Source organism: Micromonospora carbonacea, assembly GCF_014205165.1.
Taxonomy (GTDB): Bacteria; Actinomycetota; Actinomycetes; order Mycobacteriales; family Micromonosporaceae; genus Micromonospora; species Micromonospora carbonacea.
This window is the reverse complement of the sequence record NZ_JACHMZ010000001.1, coordinates 1897124-1917063: the sequence shown is the minus strand read 5'-3', so window position 1 is coordinate 1917063 and position 19940 is coordinate 1897124. Positions and strand designations below refer to the sequence as shown.

15 protein-coding genes are annotated in these 19940 nt (G+C 73.6%); 9 read left to right on the top strand and 6 right to left on the bottom strand.

The features are described from left to right. The first annotated feature begins 34 nt into the window (after nt 1–34). Both HDA31_RS08595 and HDA31_RS08590 read left to right on the top strand, forming a co-directional pair. Nucleotides 35–1393, top strand: coding sequence for an MATE family efflux transporter (locus HDA31_RS08595; RefSeq protein ID WP_246384701.1), 1359 nt, complete (start codon nt 35–37; stop codon nt 1391–1393). Beyond that, nucleotides 1390–2802: a condensation domain-containing protein gene (locus HDA31_RS08590; RefSeq protein ID WP_178065675.1), complete on the top strand. Its 1413-nt coding sequence runs from the start codon at nt 1390–1392 to the stop codon at nt 2800–2802. The genes HDA31_RS08595 and HDA31_RS08590 overlap by 4 nt, the downstream gene beginning before the upstream one ends. A gap of 67 nt (nt 2803–2869) precedes the next feature. On the opposite strand, the gene HDA31_RS08585 is transcribed toward HDA31_RS08590, so the two are convergent. The 4 genes from HDA31_RS08585 to HDA31_RS08570 are packed head-to-tail and all read right to left on the bottom strand — an operon-like array spanning nt 2870 to nt 7101. Next, a complete protein-coding gene (locus tag HDA31_RS08585; protein WP_074474242.1) occupies nt 2870–4078 on the bottom strand; it encodes an ABC transporter ATP-binding protein in 1209 nt (402 codons plus the stop codon). An 11-nt stretch (nt 4079–4089) separates the two neighbouring features. Next, entirely contained in the window at nt 4090–4923 is an 834-nt protein-coding gene (locus HDA31_RS08580) for a carbohydrate ABC transporter permease (protein ID WP_074474243.1), read from the bottom strand. 1 nt (nt 4924) lies between these two features. Then, a complete protein-coding gene (locus HDA31_RS08575) occupies nt 4925–5824 on the bottom strand; it encodes a carbohydrate ABC transporter permease (RefSeq protein WP_178065676.1) in 900 nt (299 codons plus the stop codon). Further along, complete coding sequence (locus tag HDA31_RS08570) at nt 5821–7101, bottom strand: ABC transporter substrate-binding protein (RefSeq protein ID WP_178065677.1); 1281 nt, start codon at nt 7099–7101, stop codon at nt 5821–5823. The genes HDA31_RS08575 and HDA31_RS08570 overlap by 4 nt, the downstream gene beginning before the upstream one ends. Nucleotides 7102–7568: 467 nt before the next feature. On the opposite strand from HDA31_RS08570, the gene HDA31_RS08565 reads away from it, so the two are divergent. Then, the gene (locus tag HDA31_RS08565; RefSeq protein ID WP_074474245.1) at nt 7569–8000 is read left to right on the top strand and encodes a RusA family crossover junction endodeoxyribonuclease; all 432 of its coding nucleotides are present in this window, start codon (nt 7569–7571) and stop codon (nt 7998–8000) included. A gap of 47 nt (nt 8001–8047) precedes the next feature. After that, nucleotides 8048–8323 (top strand): hypothetical protein, encoded by a 276-nt coding sequence (locus HDA31_RS08560; protein ID WP_074474246.1) that lies wholly within the window; start codon nt 8048–8050, stop codon nt 8321–8323. A gap of 468 nt (nt 8324–8791) precedes the next feature. On the opposite strand, the gene HDA31_RS08555 is transcribed toward HDA31_RS08560, so the two are convergent. Together HDA31_RS08555 and HDA31_RS08550 are read right to left on the bottom strand one after the other, a co-directional pair. After that, nucleotides 8792–9502, bottom strand: a complete 711-nt coding sequence (locus tag HDA31_RS08555; protein WP_178065678.1) for an HAD family hydrolase — start codon at nt 9500–9502, stop codon at nt 8792–8794. Between the two features lie 64 nt (nt 9503–9566). Further along, nucleotides 9567–12311, bottom strand: coding sequence for an MGH1-like glycoside hydrolase domain-containing protein (locus HDA31_RS08550; RefSeq protein ID WP_178065679.1), 2745 nt, complete (start codon nt 12309–12311; stop codon nt 9567–9569). A gap of 42 nt (nt 12312–12353) precedes the next feature. Here HDA31_RS08550 and HDA31_RS08545 point away from each other — a divergent pair, with 42 nt between their 5' ends. From HDA31_RS08545 to HDA31_RS08525, 5 genes are all read left to right on the top strand, one after another. Next, on the top strand, nt 12354–14297 hold the full coding sequence (locus HDA31_RS08545; RefSeq protein ID WP_178065680.1) for an amylo-alpha-1,6-glucosidase: 1944 nt from the start codon (nt 12354–12356) through the stop codon (nt 14295–14297). Between the two features lie 162 nt (nt 14298–14459). Further along, a complete protein-coding gene (locus HDA31_RS08540) occupies nt 14460–15791 on the top strand; it encodes a glycosyltransferase family 4 protein (RefSeq protein WP_178065681.1) in 1332 nt (443 codons plus the stop codon). Between the two features lie 79 nt (nt 15792–15870). Further along, the gene (locus HDA31_RS08535) at nt 15871–17679 is read left to right on the top strand and encodes a serine/threonine-protein kinase (RefSeq protein WP_178065682.1); all 1809 of its coding nucleotides are present in this window, start codon (nt 15871–15873) and stop codon (nt 17677–17679) included. Between the two features lie 133 nt (nt 17680–17812). Next, nucleotides 17813–18622 carry a metal-dependent hydrolase gene (locus HDA31_RS08530; protein WP_043967692.1) on the top strand — a complete coding sequence of 270 codons (810 nt, stop codon included), beginning with the start codon at nt 17813–17815 and terminating at the stop codon, nt 18620–18622. 192 nt (nt 18623–18814) lie between these two features. Then, a complete protein-coding gene (locus tag HDA31_RS08525) occupies nt 18815–19936 on the top strand; it encodes a LacI family DNA-binding transcriptional regulator (protein WP_178065683.1) in 1122 nt (373 codons plus the stop codon). The last annotated feature ends 4 nt before the right edge of the window (nt 19937–19940 follow it).

Genomic DNA, 19940 nt, shown 5'->3' with positions numbered 1-19940 from the left:
GCCACCGACCACGATGGGGGACGTCGTGACCGACATGACCACGGGGCCGCCGCTACGCCGGATCGTCGGTTTCGCCCTGCCGCTGGCGGTGGCCAGCCTGTTCCAGCAGGTCTACCTGCTGGTCGACAGCATCGTCGTCGGGCGCTACGTCGGCGTCGACGGGCTCGCCGCCGTCGGGGCCAGCGGCCCGCTGTTCTACCTGCTGAACGCGATGTTCATCGGACTGGGCACGGCGTTCACCATCCGGCTGGCGCACCTGCGCGGGGCCGGGCAGGACCGGCAGCGCCGCGACGTCGTGGTGGCGCTGGCCGCGGTGACGGTGTGCTGGACGCTCGGCTGCGTGCTCCTGGTCACGGTGCTCGCCGAGCCGGTCCTGGCGCTGATGGGGATCACCGGGGCCCTGGCCGAGCAGTGCGCCCGCTTCATCGGGGTGCTGTCGCTGGGCTTCCCCGGCATCTTCGGCTCGGCGGCGGTCAGCGCCTACCTGCGCGGGCTGGGCGACTCGCGGGCGGCGATGTGGGTGCAGGCGTGCGGGAACCTGCTCAACATCGGGCTGGCCCTGCTGTTCGTCGGGGGCCTGGGGCTCGGCATCGCCGGCGCCGCCCTGGCCACGGCGGTCGCCGCCAGCGTGGCCACGGTGGTGGGGGTCGCCGCGTCGGCCCGGGCGTACCCGCTGCCGCGCGGGCGGCCGACCCGGCGCGCGGTGCGCGGCGAGTTCGTCGACGCGGTCCGCCTCGGCGCCCCGCTGGCCACGCAGCATGTCATCCTCGCCGTCGGCATCATGGTGCTGGTCTGGATCATCGAGCCGTACGGCGAGGTGGTGCTGGCCGCGTTCACGGTGGTGTCCCGGGTCGAGGCGTTCAGCGCCATCCTGTTCCTGTCGTTCTCCGGCGCGGTCACCGCCTTCGCGGCGCAGAACCTCGGCGCCGGGCACGTCGAGCGGGCACGGCAGGGGCTGCTGCGGGCCCTCGGTCTGACGGTCGGGCTGACGGTGCTGGTCTCCGCCCTGGTCCTGCTGGCGCGGGGGCCGGTGGCCGCCCTGTTCACCGACGACCCGACGACCCGGCGGGTCACCGGGCAGTACCTGCTGATCATCTTCCCCTTCCTGTCGCTCTACACCGTCATGGTCGTGCTGCACGGCTACCTCAACGGCGCGCGCCGCACCACGGTGCCGCTGGTCTGCACGATCGTGGCCTTCGCGCTGGTGCAGGTGCCCTTCGCGTACGTGCTCAGCAGGCCGTTCGGCATCGAGGCGGTCATGTGGGCCGTGGTCGTGAGCTGGACCACCGGCCTGGCGTACTCGGTCTTCTGCCTGCGGCACGTCCTGACGCCGCGCCGGACCCCGGCCCGCGGCCATCCGCCCACGCCCGTGGAGGTGCGAAGCTCCCCATGATCACCATCCGCACGACCGACGTGGAGTTCCACGGCGGACGACCACGAACGGCGCCCCTGACCTGGGGCCAGGAGGTCATCTGGGACCTCGTGCGCGACTGGGACGACGCGCGCTCCTACGCCGTGCTCACCCGGTGGCTGCCCATCCCGCTGCTGTTGAGCGTCGGCGACGTGCTGGAGTGCGTGGCCGAGCTGCTGCGGCGGCACGAGGCGCTGCGCACGATGTACCGCCCCACGACCAGCGGCGACGCCACCCAGGAGGTGCTCGGGTCGGGCACGCTCCCGGTCGAGCTGTGCGACCGGCCGACCGACGACGACACCGACTGGACCACCATCGTCACCGACTGCCTCGTCCGGGCCGCGCAGGTGGGGTTCGACCACGACAAGGAGCTGCCGATCCGGTTCTCGGTGATCATGAAGGACGGCATCCCGATCCTGCTCTCGTTCGCCGTGTCGCACCTGTCCGCCGACTTCGTCGCCGCCGACCTGCTCGTGGCCGACCTCACCGCCCTGCTGCGGGCCCGGGTCGACGGCCGGCCCGCCCCCGGCGCGCGGACGGCCCTGCAACCGGCGGACCTGGCGGCGCTGGAGAACCGGCCCGAGGGCCAACTGCTCACCATCGAGGCGGCGCGGTTCATCCGGCGGCAGCTCGACCGCGCCCACCCCGGGATGCTGCCCACGCGGGCGCAGCCGGCCACGCCCCGGTTCTTCCGGGGCCAGTTGGAGTCCGACGCGGTGGCCCTGGCGGTGGGCCCGGCGGCGCGCCGCCACCGCAGCTCCCCATCGGCGCTGCTGCTCGCCGTCACCTCGGCGCTGATGCGCTGCGTCTGCCCCGGCGACGCCTTCCCGGTCGACATCATGCAGGGCAACCGCACGCTGCCCGAGCTGGCCGGCACGGTGTGCACGCTCAGCCAGAGCATCCCCACCGTGGTCGACCTGACGGCCGGCACCTTCGCCGCACTGACCGAGCACTGCGCGGCCGTCCTCGCCCAGGCCCGCAGCCACGGGCGGCACCGCCACCGCGTCGTCGCCGCGCTCGCCGACGAGGCGGGGGTCGGCTCGGCCGCCCACTTCAACGACATCTGGTCGCACCTGCCCGGCCGACCCACCAGGCCGCCGGCCACGCTGGAGGAGCTGACGGCCCGCACCGCGGACAGCGCCTTCTCCTGGCCGGAACGGGTCGACCTGAAGAACAAGGCGCTGTTCATGGGCGTCCGGGGCACCGCCGAACGGGTCCACCTCTCCCTGTTCGCCGACACGGCGTTGCTCCCGCCGGGCGACATCCGGGCGTTCCTGGACACGTTCGAGCGCACGACGGTGACGCTCGCCTACCAGGACGTGCCGCTGGCGCAGGTCGCCGCCTGGTACGCGGAGAGCCGCACCCGGTACGCGGACGTCGACCACGGGTGAGCCCGGCCGGGCCGGCGCGCTCCGGCGCGGCGGGCCCACGCGCGTCGTCGTGGGCCCGCCGCGCGGATCAGGAGCCGCCGAGCGCGCCGGACGACCGCCCCTCGTGCAGGGTCAGGTTGCGTCCGGTGGCGGGGTCGAACAGGTGGATCTTCTCCAGGTTGAACCAGACCCGCCGGTCCCCGCCCTCGCGTACTGTCGACTCGGCCGACAGCCGGGTGACGAGGCTGGCCCCGCCGCCGCTGAAGTCGGCCCCGGCGTCGGCGGCCAGCTCCTCCAGCTCGGCGGCGCTGGCCCGCTCCCCCTCCAGGGTGAAGTAGACGTACTTGTCGGAGCCCATCGACTCGACGATGTCGACCGGCGCGGTGAACTCGGCGCCCCGGCGGCGGGTGTCGTCGTCGACCAGCTCGGCGTCCTCGAAGTGCTCGGGGCGGATGCCGAGGATCAGCTCGCGCGGGGCGTCGCCGGCCTCCAGCTCGCGGCGGATCCGGTCGCCGATCGGCACGTCACCGATGGCGGTGCGCAGCTTCCCGTCGTCGACGGCGGCGTGCAGGAAGTTCATCGACGGGGAGCCGATGAAGCCGGCGACGAAGAGGTTGCGCGGGTGGTCGTAGAGCTCCTGCGGCGGGCCGACCTGCTGGATCGCGCCGCCCCGCATGATCACCACCCGGTCGCCGAGGGTCATCGCCTCGGTCTGGTCGTGGGTGACGTAGACGGTGGTGGTGCCGAGCTGCTTCTGCAACCGGGACACGACCGTGCGCATCTGCACCCGCAGCTTCGCGTCGAGGTTGGACAGCGGCTCGTCCATCAGGAACGCCTTCGGCTGGCGGACGATCGCCCGGCCCATCGCCACCCGCTGCCGCTGGCCGCCGGAGAGGTTGGCCGGCCTGCGGTCCAGCAGCGGGGTCAGCTCCAGCACCTTGGCCGCCTCGTCGACCTTGGCGTCGATGGTCTGCCTGTCGAGCTTCGCGAGCTTCAGCGGGAACGCCATGTTCTCCCGGACGGTCATGTTCGGGTAGAGCGCGTACGACTGGAACACCATCGCGATGTCCCGGTCCCGGGGGGCCTTGTCGTTGACCCGCTGGCCGCCGATGCGCAGCTCGCCGGAGCTGATGTCCTCCAGCCCGGCGATCATGTTGAGGGTGGTGGACTTCCCGCAGCCCGACGGGCCGACCAGGATGACGAACTCGCCGTCGGCGATCTCCAGGTCGACGTCCCGCACCGCGACGGTCCCGTCGGGGAACGACTTGCTCACCTTGTCCAGCACGATGTCAGCCATGACTACACCACCTATCCCTTGACTGCGCCGGAGGTCAGGCCGGAGACGATGCGGCGCTGGAAGAAGAGCACGAACAGGACGATCGGCACGGTGATCACCACGGCGGCGGCGCAGATGGCCCCGGTGGGGTCCTCGAACTGCGACTCGCCGGTGAAGAACGACAGCGCCACCGGCACCGTGCGGGCCCGCTCGGTGGAGGTGAGCGTGATGGCGAACAGGAAGTCGTTCCAGCAGAAGATGAAGACCAGGATCGCCGTGGTGAACAGCCCCGGCGCGGCCAGCGGGGCGATGACCCGCCGGAACGCCTGGCCCTGGGTCGCGCCGTCCATCTTCGCCGCCTTCTCCAGGTCCCACGGGATCTGCTTGAAGAACGCCGACAGCGTGTAGATCGCCAGCGGCAGCGCGAAGGTGATGTACGGCAGGATCAGCCCCGGCCAGGTGTCGAAGAGCCCGAGCTGCCGCTCGATCTCGAACAGCGGCGACACCAGCGACACCTGCGGGAACATCGCGATCAGCAGGGAGACGCCGACGAGCAGCTTCTTGCCGGGGAAGTCCAGCCGGGAGATCGCGTACGCGGCCATCGCGCCGAGCACCACGGCGATCAGCGTGGCGATCAGGGCGATGCCGATCGAGTTGACCAGGGCCCGGACGAACTGGTCGGTGTCGAAGATCGACCGGTAGTTGTCCAGCGTCCACTCCCGGGGCCAGAACCTGCCGTCGGTGAGGGTGGCCGGGGTCTTGAACGACAGCGAGGCGATCCAGAGCACCGGGACCAGCGCGAAGACGACGACGATGACGTCCAGCAGGCCCCAGCGCAGCTTCGCCCGCGTGGTGGTGTCGGCCATGTCAGCGCCTCTCCCCGTCGTCGCTGCCGGGGGCAGCGGTGCCGAACAGCTTCACGAAGACGAACGCGATGACCGCCACGGTGAGGAAGATCAGCACGGACATCGTGGACCCGATGCCGAGGTTGAGGCCCCGGATCAGGTTGTTGTAGGCGAGCATCGACACCGAGGAGGTCTCGTTGCCGCCGGCGGTGAGCACGTAGATGTTGTCGAAGACCCGGAACGCGTCGAGGGTGCGGAACAGCAGGGCGACCAGGATCGCCGGCTTCATCACCGGCAGCATGACCTTGGTGAACCGCTGCCACGCGGTCGCCCCGTCGGTGGACGCCGCCTTGAGCAGGTCCTCCGGCACCAGGGCCAGGCCCGCCATCAGCAGCAGCGCCATGAACGGGGTGGTCTTCCAGATCTCCGCCAGCATGATGATCGCCAGGGAGCTGGCCCGCTCGGTCAGCGGCGCGCCGTCGCCGAACAGGTTGGCCAGGTAGCCGGTGCCCGGCGTCCATGCGTACCGCCAGGAGAACGCGGCGACGACCGTGACGATCCCGTACGGGATGAGCGCGGCGGTGCGCACGATGCCCCGGCCGACCAGCGTCCGGTGCATGATCAGCGCCAGGCCCATGCCGAGGACCAGCTCGACCGCGACGGTGACGACGGTGATCAGCATGGTGACCCCGAACGCCGTCCACCAGAACTCGTTGGTCAGCACGGTCGCGTAGTTCTCCAGCCCGATGAACTCGCGCTCGGCGGGGAAGCGCAGGTCGTAGCGCTGCAACGACAGCCAGATCGAGTAGCCGATCGGGTAGGCGGTGACCAGCACCATGACCAGCGCGGCGGGGGCGCAGAGCAGCCAGCCGAGCCTCCGTTCGGCCTTCTTGTTCTCGCTCAGCGGGGCGCGCCGGCTCACGGCAGCACCCCCTTCGACTCCAGGGCGTCGGCGATGGCGTCGCGCAGCTCGTCGGCCGTCCGCTCGGGGCGGATCGCCGACGGCGGCGACAGGATCGCCGACATCACCGTGGAGATGCTCTGGTAGGCCGGGGTCAGCGGGCGCGTCGCCGGCTCCTTCAGCTCCTCCAGGATGGTCTCCTTCATCGGGTACGCCTCGGTCATCTCCGGGTCGTCGTAGACCCGCTCGATGGTCGGCGGCACGCCGTCGTTGACGGCGGAGAACTTCTGGTTCCTGGCGTTGCGCAGGCACTTGGCGGCCTCGAAGGACTCCGCCGGGTGCCGCGAGTAGGCGCTGACGGCCAGGTTGACGCCGCCGATGGTGACCTTGCTGGGGGTGTCGGCGTCGATCCCCGGGATCCGCGCCCACTTCACCTTCTTCGCCAGCTCCGGGTCGGCCTCCTGCAACGCCGGGTAGACGAAGGGCCAGTTGACCTGGAACGCGCCGTTGCCGGACTGGAACTCCAGCCGGACCGGGTCCTCGGTGGCGTTGCTGAACGACGGCGACGTCACGCCGGACGTGGCGAAGCGCCGGAGCTGGTCGAGCGCGGTGACCGTGCCGGCGTCCATGACCGCCTGCTTGCCGTCGTCGCTGAGGATCCTGCCGCCCGCGCTCTCGGCGAGGGTGTTGTAGAGGACGACGAGCCCCTCGTACTGCGCGCCCATGGTGAGCACCTGGTACGGCTTGCCCTGCGCCTTCAGGTCCTGGGCCTGCCTGATCATGTCGTCCCAGGTCTTCGGGGCCTCCGGCACCAGGTCGGTGCGGTACCACAGGAGCTGGACGTTGGTGTTCTTCGGCGCACCGTACAGCTTGTCCTGGTAGCGGGCGGTGTCCAGCGGCCCGGCGAGGGTGCCCTCCTCCACCTCGGCGCGGTCCGGCCCGGTCCACTCCCGGATCCAGTCGGCGCTGGCGAACTCCTGCGTCCAGGTGACGTCGAGGCCGAGCACGTCCATCCCGGTGTCCCCGGCGGCGAGCCGGCGGACCAGCTGCACCCGCTGGTCGTCGGCCTGGCGCGGCAGCACCCGGTAGGCGATGCGGTAGCGCCCCTGCGCCTGGGTGTTGCAGTCGTCGACGACCTTCTGCAGGTTCTGCTCGGGCGGGTAGTACAGGTTGATCGTGGGCGTGCCGCCGTCGCCGCCGGAGCCGCACGCGGCCAGCGGCGCGACCAGCGTGAGCGCGGCGGCGGCCGCTGCCGCGCGGGCCGCGGGTCGACGCCGACGTCGGGCCGGATCTGTCATCGCCCTCCCCCTCTCTTCGGCGAAGAACCGGGGAGGTCACCCGTGCCCCGGCGCACGGCGAGACGGTCGGGAGCGGACCGGACACCGACCCGCCCCGGGCGTGTCGTGCGGGCAACACTGCCCGACCTGCCCAGGCGCGAAACCTGCCCGCAACGCGGGCGACCCGTAACCGCCGTTCGTCCGGTTCGTCTCGCCGCCGACGCCCCCGCCTCGGCGGATGCCCGGGTGACCCGGGTGGCACGGCCCGTCCGGCGGGTCGGACACGTGCGCGGGGAGGCTTCCGGGTGTCCGTCGGTTCGACTAGCGTTTGCCGGGAGTTCCCCCGGACTCAGCTGCCAGCGCGTCGCCGCCGAAGTCGATACGCCTCCGGCCCATCCCCCTCCTGCCCGAACGGTGGGTAATCGAGCGAACCCCCCGCTGCCGGTCCACCGGTTGGGCAGGATCGTTGACGACGAGGAGGTGCCGTCGTGCAGGACACCCGCGCTCTCGCCCTGACGTTCGAGGTGAGCGGCCTGCCCCCGGTGAAGACCGAAGCCCTGTCCATCTTCGCCGCCGGCCACCGGCAGGCGACGAGGGTCCGGGCCCTGCTCCTGGCGGCCTGCTCGGCGGCCCAGCGCACCGGCTGGACCCCGCTGGGCGGGCCGGTGGAGGTGGAGCTGACCCTGCGGTGTCCGCCGGGGCACCGCACCTCCGACGCCAGCACCCTGCTCGGCGGGATCTGCGCGGTGCTGCAGGACAAGAAGAGGGTCGCCACCATCGGCCTGACCCACCTCGGGGTCCTCGCCGACGTCGCCCTCTACACCGACGACCGGCAGATCCGCCGGCTGTCGTACCTGGAGGAACCGGCGGAGGAGTTCTCCTACCGGGTGCGGGTGGCCGCCCTGCCGGCCGTGGTTTGACCGACGTCCGCGGTGGGGTACCGCGGACGCCGACGAAGGGAGCGCCGATGTCGGAGCCACATGTCACGCTCGATCCCAGCGGGCTCGACCCCGTGCAGCGGAAGCTGCGGGGCCCGCTGGAGGATCAGCTGACCTCGGCCCTGCAGGCGGCCACGGGACGGGTCCGGTCGAGCTACGCGGGCGAGCCGGTCGAGCAGGTCTGCCAGCGGCTGCTGGACGAGACCCGGTCCGGTCTGCACCCGGACATCGCGGCCGGCTTCCAGCCGGACATGGACGAGTTCTGCCGGGTGGCGGTGGCGATCGTGCGGGGCGAGGTCGCCTGACCGGCGCCCGCTGCGGGCACGGTCAGGACCGGGTCCGCAACTCCCCGGTCCTGACCCACCAGCCGTCCGGTGTGGCAGCGGATCGCCGCCGGTGGGCGCGCGGGCGGGACACGCCGCCCACGCCGGGGCCCACCGGTGGCGACGCGGCCCGCCTGCACTCAGCTCCACGGTGCGCCACCGCCGGACTTCGGCGCGTTCCCGACTCACCCCGAGGAGCCGCGAACGCCGGGCCAGGTTAGGCAGGGAGGCACGGGCGGAACAAGCCGCCGGGACCGCCCACGGCGGCGTTTGTCGACCATGTCGAAAACCGGCAGGAGGGCGTAACACGGGCAGCCGCGCGGGCGCTGTTCCCCGTCGGGGGCGGGTGCGTCCGGCGGGCCCGTGGCCGCGCCGGGCGCGGGCGGCCCGGGGCCCCGGTCGGGCCGACGCGGGGCCGGGCCCGCGGCCCCGGCCGGGCGGCCGGGCGGCTCAGAAGTGCCGCAGCAGGTCGCCGAACGCGGCCAGCCGCAGCACGCCCGGGTCGGTCGGGTCGAGGTCGTCGTGCTCCAGCACCCAGGTGTTCTCGTTGGGGATGAACACCGCCCACATGCCGGCGGCCCGCGCCGGCAGGATGTCCGACTTCGGGGAGTTGCCGATCATCCAGGCGGACCCCGGGTCGAAGCCGTGCTCCCCGGCGAGCCACCGGTAGGTGTCGACGTTCTTCTCCCGCACGATGTGCGCGGTGTGGAAGTGGTGCAGCAGCCCGGACGCGTCGAGCTTGCGCTGCTGCTCCTCCCGGTCGCCCTTGGTGAGCAGCAGCAGCCGGTGCCGCTCCGCGAGCGCGTCGAGCGTCTCGGCCACCCCGGGCATCAGCTCGACCTGGTGGTTGACCAGCGCCTCGGCCAGGGCGTCGATCTCCCGGCGCTCCGCGACGGAGGCGGGCCGCTGGCGCAGCCGCTCCAGGCACTCGCCGAGGCTGCGCAGGAAGACCTTGCTGCCGTAGCCGTGGACGGCCGCGTTGGCCCGCTCGATGTCGTCGAGGATGGCCCGGATCTGCGCCCGGTCCAGCGTCGGATGGTCCAGCCAGCCGAGGAAGTCGTCGATGACCCGCTCGAAGACGACGTTGTTCTCCCACAGCGTGTCGTCGGCGTCGAAGACCAGCACCTGCGCGTCCCGCCGACCCGGCGTGCCCTGTCGCATGCCTCTCCCCTCCCGTGTGGCCCGGGACACCGTACTGCCGACGGCGCGGCACGGGCACGCCCTTTCACGCCGGGTCGACCCCCCGCCGGTGACGCAGCGTGAGGATCAGGTCGGCGACCAGGGCGGTCCAGCCCGTCTGGTGCCACGCGCCCAGGCCCGCGCCGTTGTCGCCGTGGAAGTACTCCGGGAAGCTGATCAGGTCCCGCCAGTCGGGGTGGGTCTGGAAGAGCTGGGCGGCGCCGTAGATGGGCCGCCGCCCCCAGCCGTCCCGGGTGAACAGCGAGATCAGCCGGACGGAGAGGTCGTCGGCGATCTCGTCGAGGGTCCGCTTCACCCCCGAGCGGGTCGGGTACTCCACCTGGAGGTCGTCGCCGAAGAACGCCGCGTAGTCGCGCAGGGCGCTGATCAGCAGGAAGTTGGTCGGCATCCAGATCGGGCCGCGCCAGTTGGAGTTGCCGCCGAACAGGCCGCTGGTCGACTCGGCCGGCTCGTAGCCGACGCTGAACTCCTGGCCGCCGAGGGTGACGGCGAACGGCTTGTCCAGGTGGGCGCGGCTGAGCGTACGCAGGCCGTACTCGGAGAGGAACTCCTCGGCGTCGAGCATCCGGGCCAGCAGCCGGACGATCTTCTCCGGGCCGACCATGGTCAGCAGCCGCTGCTGGCGGCCGTCCGGGCCGATGCGGCGGGCGCCGATCACGTCGGCGTACTCGGGGCGGTGGGTGAGGAACCAGCGCAGCCGGGCCCCCAGCTCGGGCAGCCGGCGCAGCGTACGCGCGCTGAGCCGGGTGGTCGCCGCCAGCGGCAGCAGCCCCACCACCGAGCGGACCTTCAGCGGCACCTTGCTGCCGTCGGCCAGCCGCAGCACGTCGTAGAAGAACGCGTCCTCGTCGTCCCAGAGCCCCTGGTCGTACGCGGCGGCGGCGATGTAGGCGAAGTGCTCGAAGAACTTGGTGGCCGTGTCGACCCAGGTGCGGTCGTGTTCGGCGAGCACGACGGCGATGTCGAGCAGGTTGAGCGCGTACATGGCCATCCAGCCCGTGCCGTCGGACTGCTCCAGCGTGCCGGCCACCGGCAGCGCCGCCGAGCGGTCGAACGGGCCGACGTTGTCCAGCCCGAGGAAGCCGCCCTCGAAGACGTTGTTGCCGCCGGTGTCCTTGCGGTTGACCCACCAGGTGAAGTTGAGCAGCAGCTTGTGCATGACGCGGGCCAGGAACTCGTGGTCGCGGGAGCCGTCGATCTCGAAGACCTTCAGCGCGGCCCAGGCGTGCACGGGCGGGTTCACGTCGCCGAACGCCCACTCGTACGCCGGGATCTGCCCGTTGGGGTGCAGGTACCACTCGCGCAGCAGGAGCAGCACCTGGGACTTGGCGAACCCGGGGTCGACGCGGGCGATGCTGACGCAGTGGAAGGCCAGGTCCCAGGCCGCGTACCAGGGGTATTCCCACGGGTCGGGCATGGAGATCACGTCGAAGCTGGTCATGTGCCACCAGTGGCTGTTGCGCCCGTGCCGGCGGCCGGCCGGGGGCGCGGAGCCGGGGTCGCCCTCCAGCCACCGCTTCACGTCGAAGTGGTAGAACTGCTTGCCCCACATCAGCCCGGCGATGGCCTGCCGGGCGACGAGGGCCTCGTCGGCGGTGGCCGCGGCCGGGATGACGCCGTCGAAGAACCGGTTCGCCTCGGCCCGCCGCGCCCACACCACCGCGTCGAAGCCGGCGGCCAGGTCGGCGGCCGGCGGGACCGTCCCGCCGGGCGGCGGCGCGGTGCGGGTCAGCCGCAGCCGGATCTGCCGGTGCCCGCCGGCCGGCACGTCCAGGACGTAGTGCAGCGCCCCCTTGGTGCCCTCCCGGTCGGGGTTGACCGTGGCCGCGCCGCCGACCACGTGGTCGTTGATCCCGTCCTTCGGGTACGGCGAGCGGCCGGGCAGTCCCCAGAGCCGCTCGGCGTTGGTGTCGTTGTCGCACAGCAGCGGCACCGGGTCGCCGTCGCCCTCCAGCAGGATCTGGCCGAGCACCCAGTGCTCGCCGACGAGCCGGGCGCCGCCGCCGGCCCCGGCGGCGGAGCCGACGAGCCGGGGCACCCGGTCCCCGCCGGGCAGGCCCCACGCCCACGTGTTGCGGAACCACAGCGACGGCAGCACGTGCAGCCGCTCGTCGGTGTCGCCCCGGTTGGCGACGGTCACCACGATGCACATGTCCGTCGGGGACGCCTTGGCGTAGTCGACGGTGACCGCCCAGTACCGGTCGTCGTCGAAGATCCCCGTGTCGACCAGCTCGTACTCGGTGTCGTCGCGGCCGCGCAGCGCGTTGACGGCGACCAGCTCGTCGTAGGGGAAGGCGGCCTGCGGGTAGTGGTAGCGCCAGCGCATCCACGAGTGGGTGGGCGTGGAGTCCAGGTACCACCAGTATTCCTTGGCGTCCTCGCCGTGGTTGCCGCCGTCGCCGCCGAGGCCGAACATCCGTTCCTTGAGGATCGGGTCGCGGCCGTTCCACAGGGCGAGGGCGAAGCAGAACGTCTGCCGGTCGTCGCAGACGCCCGCCATGCCGTCCTCGCTCCAGCGGTAGGCTCTGGACCGCGCGTGGTCGTGGGGGAAGTAGTCCCACGCCGTGCCGTGCTCGCTGTAGTCCTCCCGTACCGTCCCCCACGCCCGCTCGGACAGATAGGGACCCCATGCGCGCCAGTCCTGCTCCCCCGAGTCGGCCTGGGCGAGCCGGAGCCGTTCGGCGTCGGGTGCGGGCGCATGGGAGGGAGGCACGTCGGTGATCACGTGCCTATCTTCGGTGCCGCCGGGGTACTTCACCACAGCGGCCATTCTCGTCGTGGCGTGTTACACCTCGCCGCCGCTGGAGGAAAGTTGATCGACATTCGTTTCGGTCCGCAGGTGTGCGGGGAGCTGACGGGCGGGGCCACCAGGGAGTGGTTGGTCCCGGACGGCCTGGGTGGGTACGCCATGGGGACCGTGAGCGGACTGCGCACGCGCCGCTACCACGGGTTGCTGGTGGTCGCCGGACAGACGCCGGCGTCCCGGAACGTGGGACTGGTGAGTCTCGATCCGGCGGTCGTCCTCCCCTCCGGGGCGCGGCTGCGCCTCGGGGCGCACGAGTGGTCCTCCGGCGACGTGGACCCGCGCGGCTTCGAGCTGTTGGAGCGCTTCGACCTGACCGACGGGCTGCCGCGCTGGCGGTGGCGGATCGGCGACGTGGTGATCGAGCGCGAGCTGGCCATGGCGTACGGGCGCTCGTGCGTGGCGGTGGTGCACCGGCTGGTGTCCGGCGGCCCGGTCCGGCTCGACCTGTCGGCGGCCTGCACCTGGCGCGACGCGCACGGCGAGCGGCGCGCCGACGGCCCCGCCCCCCGGGTCGAGCCGGTGGACGGCGGCGCGGTGGTGGAGGGCGCGTTCCGCCTCGCCGGGCCGGACTGGACCCCGGAGGGGCAGTGGTGGCTCGGGGTGCACCACCGCGAGGAGGCGACCCGGGGCCTGCACCCGGACGACGACGTCTGGCACGCCGGGCGGTTCTCGGGCGCGCTGGAGCGCCCCGGCGACACGGTGTCGGTGCTCGCCTGGGCGGGCGACCTGGCCGCCCCGCCGCCCCCGGCGGAGGAGATCGTCGCGGCGGCCCGGCGGCGCAACCGGCAGGTGGTGGCGCGGGCCGAGCCCGCGGACGCGGTCGAGGCCACCCTCGCGCTGGCCGCCGACGCGTTCGTCGTGCGCACCGCCGCCGGCCCGGACGTGGTCGCCGGCTACCCGTGGTTCGGCGCGTGGTCGCGGGACACCATGACCTCGTACGAGGGCTTGTTCCTGTGCGCGAACCGGGCCGACGAGGGCCGGGACCTGCTGCGGGCCTACGCGGCGACGCTGTCGGAGGGGATGCTCGCCAACACGGCCGACACCGGGCGGGTGGAATACAACACGGTCGACGCCGCCCTGTGGTTCCTGCACGCGGTGAGCCGGCACGTCACCGTCACCGGCGACACCGACCTCGGCGACGAGCTGCTGCCGGCGCTGCGCGGGATCGTCGACGCGTACCTGGCCGGCACCCGGTACGGCATCGCCGTCGACCCCGCCGACGGCCTGGTCGCCCAGGGCGGCACCCCGGGCACGGCGCTGACCTGGATGGACGCCCGGGTGTACGGGGTGCCGGTCACCCCGCGCACCGGCAAGCCCGTGGAGATCAACGCGCTGTGGGTCAACGGGCTCGCGGGGCTGGCCGAGCTGACGGAGCTGGCCGGCGGCGACGCCGCCGAGCTGTGGCGGCTGCACGGCCGGGCCACCGCGTCGTTCGCCGCGCGGTTCCCGTCCCCGGTCGGCTGGCTGCACGACGTGGTGGACGCGCCCGCGCCGGCGTACCCGCTGGGCGGCGCGCCGTTCCACGACGACGACCTGCTGCGCCCCAACCAGCTCCTGGCCTGGTCGCTGCCGTACGCGCCGCTGGAGCCGGACGAGCCGACGCTGCGCCGGGTCGGCGCCGGGCTGCTCACCCCGCTGGGCCCGCGCAGCCTCGCCCCCGACCAGCCCGGCTACACCGGCCGGCACCGGGGTGGGCCGGCCGAGCGCGACGGCGGCTACCACCAGGGCACGGTGTGGCCGTGGCTGCTCGGGCCGTACGTCGACGCGGCCCGCCGGGCGAAGCTGCCGGTGGACGACCTGTTCGTCGGCGTGGAGGCGCACCTGACCGAGCACGGGCTGGGGTCGGTCAGCGAGACGGCCGACGGCGCGGCCCCGCACGCGGCGACGGGCTGCCCGTTCCAGGCGTGGTCGGTGGCGGAGGTGCTGCGCGCCCGCCGGGTGCGCCGGTAGCGCTCTCGGGTGTGCCGGTAGCGCTTTACATCCCGGCAACGGCGACGTCTCCGCCGGTTTTCCGGCCCAGGGCAGGATGGGCCCGAGATCCAGGCGCGTCGGCGGCATCCGTCCCACGGGTGCGGCCGACGCGCGCGCCGGAGACAATTCCAAGGGGGCCGCATGTCACCTGACGCCGAAGTGATCGACATCAACCCGGCCCGGCACCAGCGCGTGCTCATCCTCTCCTGGGAATATCCGCCGGTGCTCGTCGGCGGCCTCGGCCGCCACGTGCACGCCCTCTCCGTCGCCCTCGCCGCCGCCGGCCACGAGGTCACCGTCGTCACCCGCCACGCCGACGGCGCGCCCCTGGAGGAGTACGCCGACGGCGTCCGCGTCCTGCGCGCCGCCGAGGACCCGGTCGCCTTCCCCCTGGCCACCGGCAGCCTCCTCGCCTGGACCATGGCCTTCAACCACACCCTCACCCGCGCCGCCCTGCGCGCCACCGAATCCGGCAGCTACGACGTCGTCCACGCCCACGACTGGCTCGTCGCGCACACCGCGATCACCCTCGCCGAGCACCTGGACCTGCCGCTGGTGACCACGATCCACGCCACGGAGGCGGGCCGGCACCAGGGCTGGCTGCCGCAGGAGATGAACCGCACCATCCACGGCGTCGAGCACTGGATCAGCGGCGAGTCGACCCGGGTGATCGCCTGCTCCGGCTACATGCGCGACCAGATCAGCCGCCTGTTCGACGTGCCGGCCGCCCGGGTCGACGTGGTGGCCAACGGGGTGGACGACCGGCTCTGGCGGGCCCGGCCCCGGGCGGTCGCCTCGGCCCGGGCCCGGTTCGCCGGCGACGGCCCCCTGGTCGGGTACGCGGGCCGGCTGGTCTACGAGAAGGGCGTGCAGCACCTGATGCACGCCGTGCCCCACCTGCGCGAGCGGCACCCGGGGCTGCGGGTGGTGATCGCCGGCGACGGCCCGTACCGGCAGGAGCTGGTGGAGCAGGCGCAGCGGCTGCACCTGGGCGACACGGTGCGCTTCGCCGGCTTCCTCGACTCCAGCCAGCTCCCGGCCATGCTGGCCGCCACCGACGCGACCGTGGTGCCGAGCCTCTACGAGCCGTTCGGCATGGTCGCCCTGGAGGCCGCGGCGGCCGGCGCGCCCCTGGCGGTCGCCTCGACGGGCGGGCTCGCCGAGATCGTCGAGCCCGGGGTCACCGGGGTGACGTTCCCGCACAGCGACCCGGACGCGCTGGCGGGCGCGGTCGACCGGCTCATCGGCGACGAGGTGTTCGCCCGCCGGGTGGCCCGCCGGGCCCGGACGATGGTCAGCGAGCGGTACGGCTGGGCGACCATCGCCGCCCACACCGCGAGCAGCTACGCCGCCGCCCGCCGCGAGCACGGCTCGTTCCAGGCCCGCCGGGCGGCGAGCCGGCTGGGCGCGGGGCGGCCCCGGATCGCCATCCCGGAGGGGAACCTGCTAGCGGCCGGGCACGCGGCCTGCTGAGGGCTTGCCGACCTGTCGTCCGATTGGTCCCTGCCGATCCGCTGGCTATGGTGTACGTCCGCCAGCGGTGAGGAGAACGGTGCAGCAGGTAGTGATCGGCGGCCGGTACCGCCTGCTCGACCTCGTGGGTCGCGGCGGCATGGGCAAGGTGTGGCGCGCCAGGGACGAGATGCTGCACCGCGACGTCGCGGTCAAGCAGGTCGTCCCGCCGGCCGTGCTGTCCGGCGACGAGCTCGACGAGTTGCGCCTGCGCACCCTGCGGGAGGCGCGCACCACGGCGCGGCTCAACCATCCCAACGTGGTCCGGGTCTACGACGTGGTGCCGGTCGACGGCGACCCGTGGTTGATCATGGAGTACGTGCCGTCCCGGTCGTTGCAGCACATCCTGGACACCTCCGGGCCGCTGCCGCCGCGGCGGGCCGCGGCGGTCGGGCTGGCGCTGCTGGCCGCGCTGCGCGCCGCGCACCAGGCCGGGGTGCTGCACCGCGACGTCAAGCCCGCCAACGTGCTCGTCGCCCACGACGGGCGGGTGATGCTCACCGACTTCGGGCTCGCGGTCTTCGACGGCGGCGACGGGGTGATGACCCGGCCGGGGCTGGTGCTCGGCTCCCCGCAGTTCGTCGCACCGGAGCGGGCCGCCGAGGGGATCTCCAGCGTGGAGGCCGACCTGTGGTCGCTCGGCGCGACCCTGCACGCGGCCGTCGAGGGCAAGTCCCCGTACGCCCGCAGCACCGCGATGGCGACGCTGAGCGCACTGGCCACCCAGCCGCCGGACCCGGCGCCGCACGCCGGGCCGCTGCGGCCGGTCCTGGTCGGCCTGCTGCGCCGGGATCCACGGCGGCGCATCGACCACGAGGAGACCCGACGCCGGCTGGCCCAGGCCGCCGCGCCGGGCGCCGATCCCTCGCCGGTCACGATCGCCCCGCAGGCCACGGTGGTGCCGCCGGACGCGGCCCCGCCGGACGGCCCGGCCGGGCCCGCCGACGCGGACCGGCTGGTCGTGCCGGGCTGGTCGACCGGGCCGCCGGGGCGCGACGCGCCGGCGGGGCGGAAGCCGGCGGGGACGGGCCCGGCGCGGGACGGGCCGGGGCCGGCCGCGCCGACGGGCCCCGCCGCCCCCGCGTCGGCCGACGTCCCGTTCGTCATCGCGCCGGCCGGTCCGGCGGACGCCGTCGCGCCGGCCGGGCGGCGCTGGCCGCTGGCCGTGTCCGGCGTGGTGATCGTGCTGTTGGTCGCGCACACCGTCGTCTTCGCGTTGTTCCGCCCCCACACCGGCCGCGAAGCGTCGCCCCCGGCCACGCCCGGGGCCGGGCCGGGTCCGTCGGCGGCCGGGCCGATGCTGCCGCCGCTCGTGACGGGCGTGCCGCCCCCGCCCTTCCCCTGCCTGCGGCCCTACCCGTTCGGCGTGCCACCCCCGACCGTCGCACCGGCCCCGGACGACCCGCTGCGCCCGCCGTCGGGCTGGTCCTGGTACGCCGACCCGGCCGGGTTCCGGCTCGCCGTGCCGCCCGGCTGGCGGCAGTACCGGGACGGGAGCGCGGTCTGCTTCCAGGACCCGTCCGCCCGACGGATCCTGACCGTCGCGCCGGCCGACGACCGGGCCGCCGCCCCGCTGGATCAGTTGCGCGCGAACGAGCGCCGGGCGCAGGAGGCGGGGGCCCTCCCCCGGTACGAGAGGATCCGGCTGGCGGAGGCGGCGGGCCGGGGGGCGGAGTGGGAGTGCGCCTGGGACGCGCCGCTGGGTGCGCGCCTGCGCGGGGCGCAGCTGATCCCGTTCGGCGCCCGCTCGTGGTCGCTGGCCTGGAGCGGCCCCGAGGAGGAGTGGGACGCCGGTGCGGCCGAGCGGGAGACGATGCGGTCCAGCTTCCGGGTCGCCGGCACGGCCTGAGCCGGCGGGGCCGCCCCGCGCGTCCGGGCCGCGACACCGTCCGGTGTGGACCATCCAGGTGATTGCTCCCCGGCGGGGACTCTGCCACAGTGGCGTAGTTTGTGGATCAAGACCCTGGGGAGGGCGAGGCGTCATGATGGGACCGTCCCACGCGCTGTCGGGCGCGGCGGTGTGGCTGACCGGCTCCTGGGCGCTCGACCAGTTCGCCGACTACCACCAGTCGCCGCTGGCCCTCGCCGTCGGCACCGCGGTCTGCGCCGGTGGGGCGCTCTTCCCCGACCTCGACCTGTCGGGCAAGGTGACCCGCAACCAGGGCGGGGCCACGGTGGCCCGCACGTTCGGGGTGGTCAGCCTGTTCGTCGCCGAGGTGATGGAGAAGATCTCCCTCGGCGTCTACTACGCGACCAAGCTGAGCAAGGACCCGCGCCGCAACAACGGTCACCGCACCCTGACCCACACGATCCCGTTCACCGTGCTGGTCGGCTGGGGCACCACCGCGCTCTGCGCCGCGTACGGCAAGTGGGCCGTGGTCGGCATCCTGTTCTTCATGTTCGGGCTGGCCCTGCGCGGGCTGTTCGACCGGTGGGCGGAGCGCGCGGGCTGGGTGATCGTGACCCTGGCCTCGGCCGCCGCCGCCTGGTACACGTTCGCCAACCTGCCCGGCGACCGGGGGTACCCGCTGATCGGGCTGGCCGTCGGGGTGGGCTGCTTCGTGCACATCCTCGGCGACATGATCACCCGGGCCGGGGTGCCGATCCTGTGGCCGATCCCGATCAAGCGCCGGATGTGGACGATGGTCGGCCTGCCGAACAGCATCGCCCTGCGCACCGGCAGCAAGACCGAGGTGGTCGTGCTGCGGGGCGTGCTGACCGCGATCTCCGTGCTCGCGGCGGTGGGGCTGGTCGCCCCGTCGGTGCTGCGCAAGTTCAACATCGAGATCTGAGGCCGCGCCCGGCGCCGGGCCGACCCGCGCCCGGGGCGCGGGTCGGCCCGGCGACCCGTTTTCGTCATCGGCTATTGACGCCCTCGTAACACGTGCCCTACGGTCTGTCGAAACGCTTCGACTAGGCGTTTCGACTAGGCGTTTCGACGCCGGTCGGGACCCCGTCCGCCGGGCCGCCGAGGGAGGTGCGCGATGGCCACGATGCACGACGTCGCCCGGCTCGCGCGGGTCTCCGTCAGCACGGTGTCGTACGTGCTGACCGGCGCGCGGCCCATCTCCCAGGCCACCCGCGACAAGGTGCGCGCCGCGATGGCGGAGCTGGACTACCAGCCGCACGCGATGGCCCGGGGGCTGGCCAGCCGGCGCAGCCGCATCCTCGGGCTGCTCCTGCCGATCGACGACCGCGGCCTGGGCGCCACCGAGACGGCCTTCTTCACCGGCGCCGCCGCGGCGGCCAGCGCGGCGGGCTACCACCTGGTGCTCTCCCCCGTCGACGCCGACGACCTCGACGGCCTGCGGCGGCTGGCCAGCCAACGCATGCTCGACGGCGCGCTGCTGATGGAGGTGCAGCTCGACGACGACCGGGTGGCCGTGCTGCGGGAGGCGGGCGTGCCGCTGGTGCTCATCGGCCGCACCGGCGACACCACCGGCCTGTCGTACGTCGACATCGACTTCGACCGCACCGTCCGCGACGCCGTCGCCCACCTCGTCGGCCTCGGCCACCGGCGGATCGTCTACGTCAACCACTCCGCCGCGACCATCGCCGAGGGCTACGGCCCGGCGCTGCGCACCCGCGACGCGTTCGCCGCGGCGATGGCCGAGCACGGCGTCGAGCCGCTGATGATCCCCGCCGAGGACAGCGCGGCGGGCGGGCGGGCGGCCCTGGCGACGGCGTTCGACCGGGCCCCCGACCTGACCGCCGTCCTCGCCATGAACGAGCGGGCCGTGTTCGGCATCCTCGGCGGGCTGGCCGGGCGGGGCCTCACCGTGCCCGACGACGTCTCGGTCGTCTCCATGGTCACCTCGCCGCAGGTCGCCGAGCTGGCCACCCCCGCGCTGACCGCGATGACGTCGCCCGGCTCGGCGCTGGGACGCATCGCGGTCGAGGCGCTGCTGCGCCACCTGGAGCTCGACAGCGCCCCGATCCACCAGGAGCTGCTGCCGTGCACGTTGGAGGTCCGCGGATCCAGCGGCCCTCCCGGTCGCCCGACGGGGGACACCACCGGAACGGTCGACGCGGCCGATCCGGAGGCGTCGGGAACGACGAGCAGGAACACAGCCCGTCGCCGCGCTGCCACGCGACGACGGGCCTAGAGGA

Excerpts from the sequence above, each read along its gene's own strand:
- HDA31_RS08550 (WP_178065679.1), bottom strand. The coding sequence starts at position 12,311 with ATGGCCGCTGTGGTGAAGTACCCCGGCGGCACCGAAGATAGGCACGTG.
- HDA31_RS08580 (WP_074474243.1), bottom strand. The coding sequence starts at position 4,923 with ATGGCCGACACCACCACGCGGGCGAAGCTGCGCTGGGGCCTGCTGGAC.
- HDA31_RS08585 (WP_074474242.1), bottom strand. The coding sequence starts at position 4,078 with ATGGCTGACATCGTGCTGGACAAGGTGAGCAAGTCGTTCCCCGACGGG.
- HDA31_RS08525 (WP_178065683.1), top strand. The coding sequence starts at position 18,815 with ATGGCCACGATGCACGACGTCGCCCGGCTCGCGCGGGTCTCCGTCAGC.
- HDA31_RS08540 (WP_178065681.1), top strand. The coding sequence starts at position 14,460 with ATGTCACCTGACGCCGAAGTGATCGACATCAACCCGGCCCGGCACCAG.
- HDA31_RS08570 (WP_178065677.1), bottom strand. The coding sequence starts at position 7,101 with ATGACAGATCCGGCCCGACGTCGGCGTCGACCCGCGGCCCGCGCGGCA.
- HDA31_RS08590 (WP_178065675.1), top strand. The coding sequence starts at position 1,390 with ATGATCACCATCCGCACGACCGACGTGGAGTTCCACGGCGGACGACCA.
- HDA31_RS08555 (WP_178065678.1), bottom strand. The coding sequence starts at position 9,502 with ATGCGACAGGGCACGCCGGGTCGGCGGGACGCGCAGGTGCTGGTCTTC.
- HDA31_RS08560 (WP_074474246.1), top strand. The coding sequence starts at position 8,048 with ATGTCGGAGCCACATGTCACGCTCGATCCCAGCGGGCTCGACCCCGTG.
- HDA31_RS08595 (WP_246384701.1), top strand. The coding sequence starts at position 35 with ATGACCACGGGGCCGCCGCTACGCCGGATCGTCGGTTTCGCCCTGCCG.
- HDA31_RS08530 (WP_043967692.1), top strand. The coding sequence starts at position 17,813 with ATGATGGGACCGTCCCACGCGCTGTCGGGCGCGGCGGTGTGGCTGACC.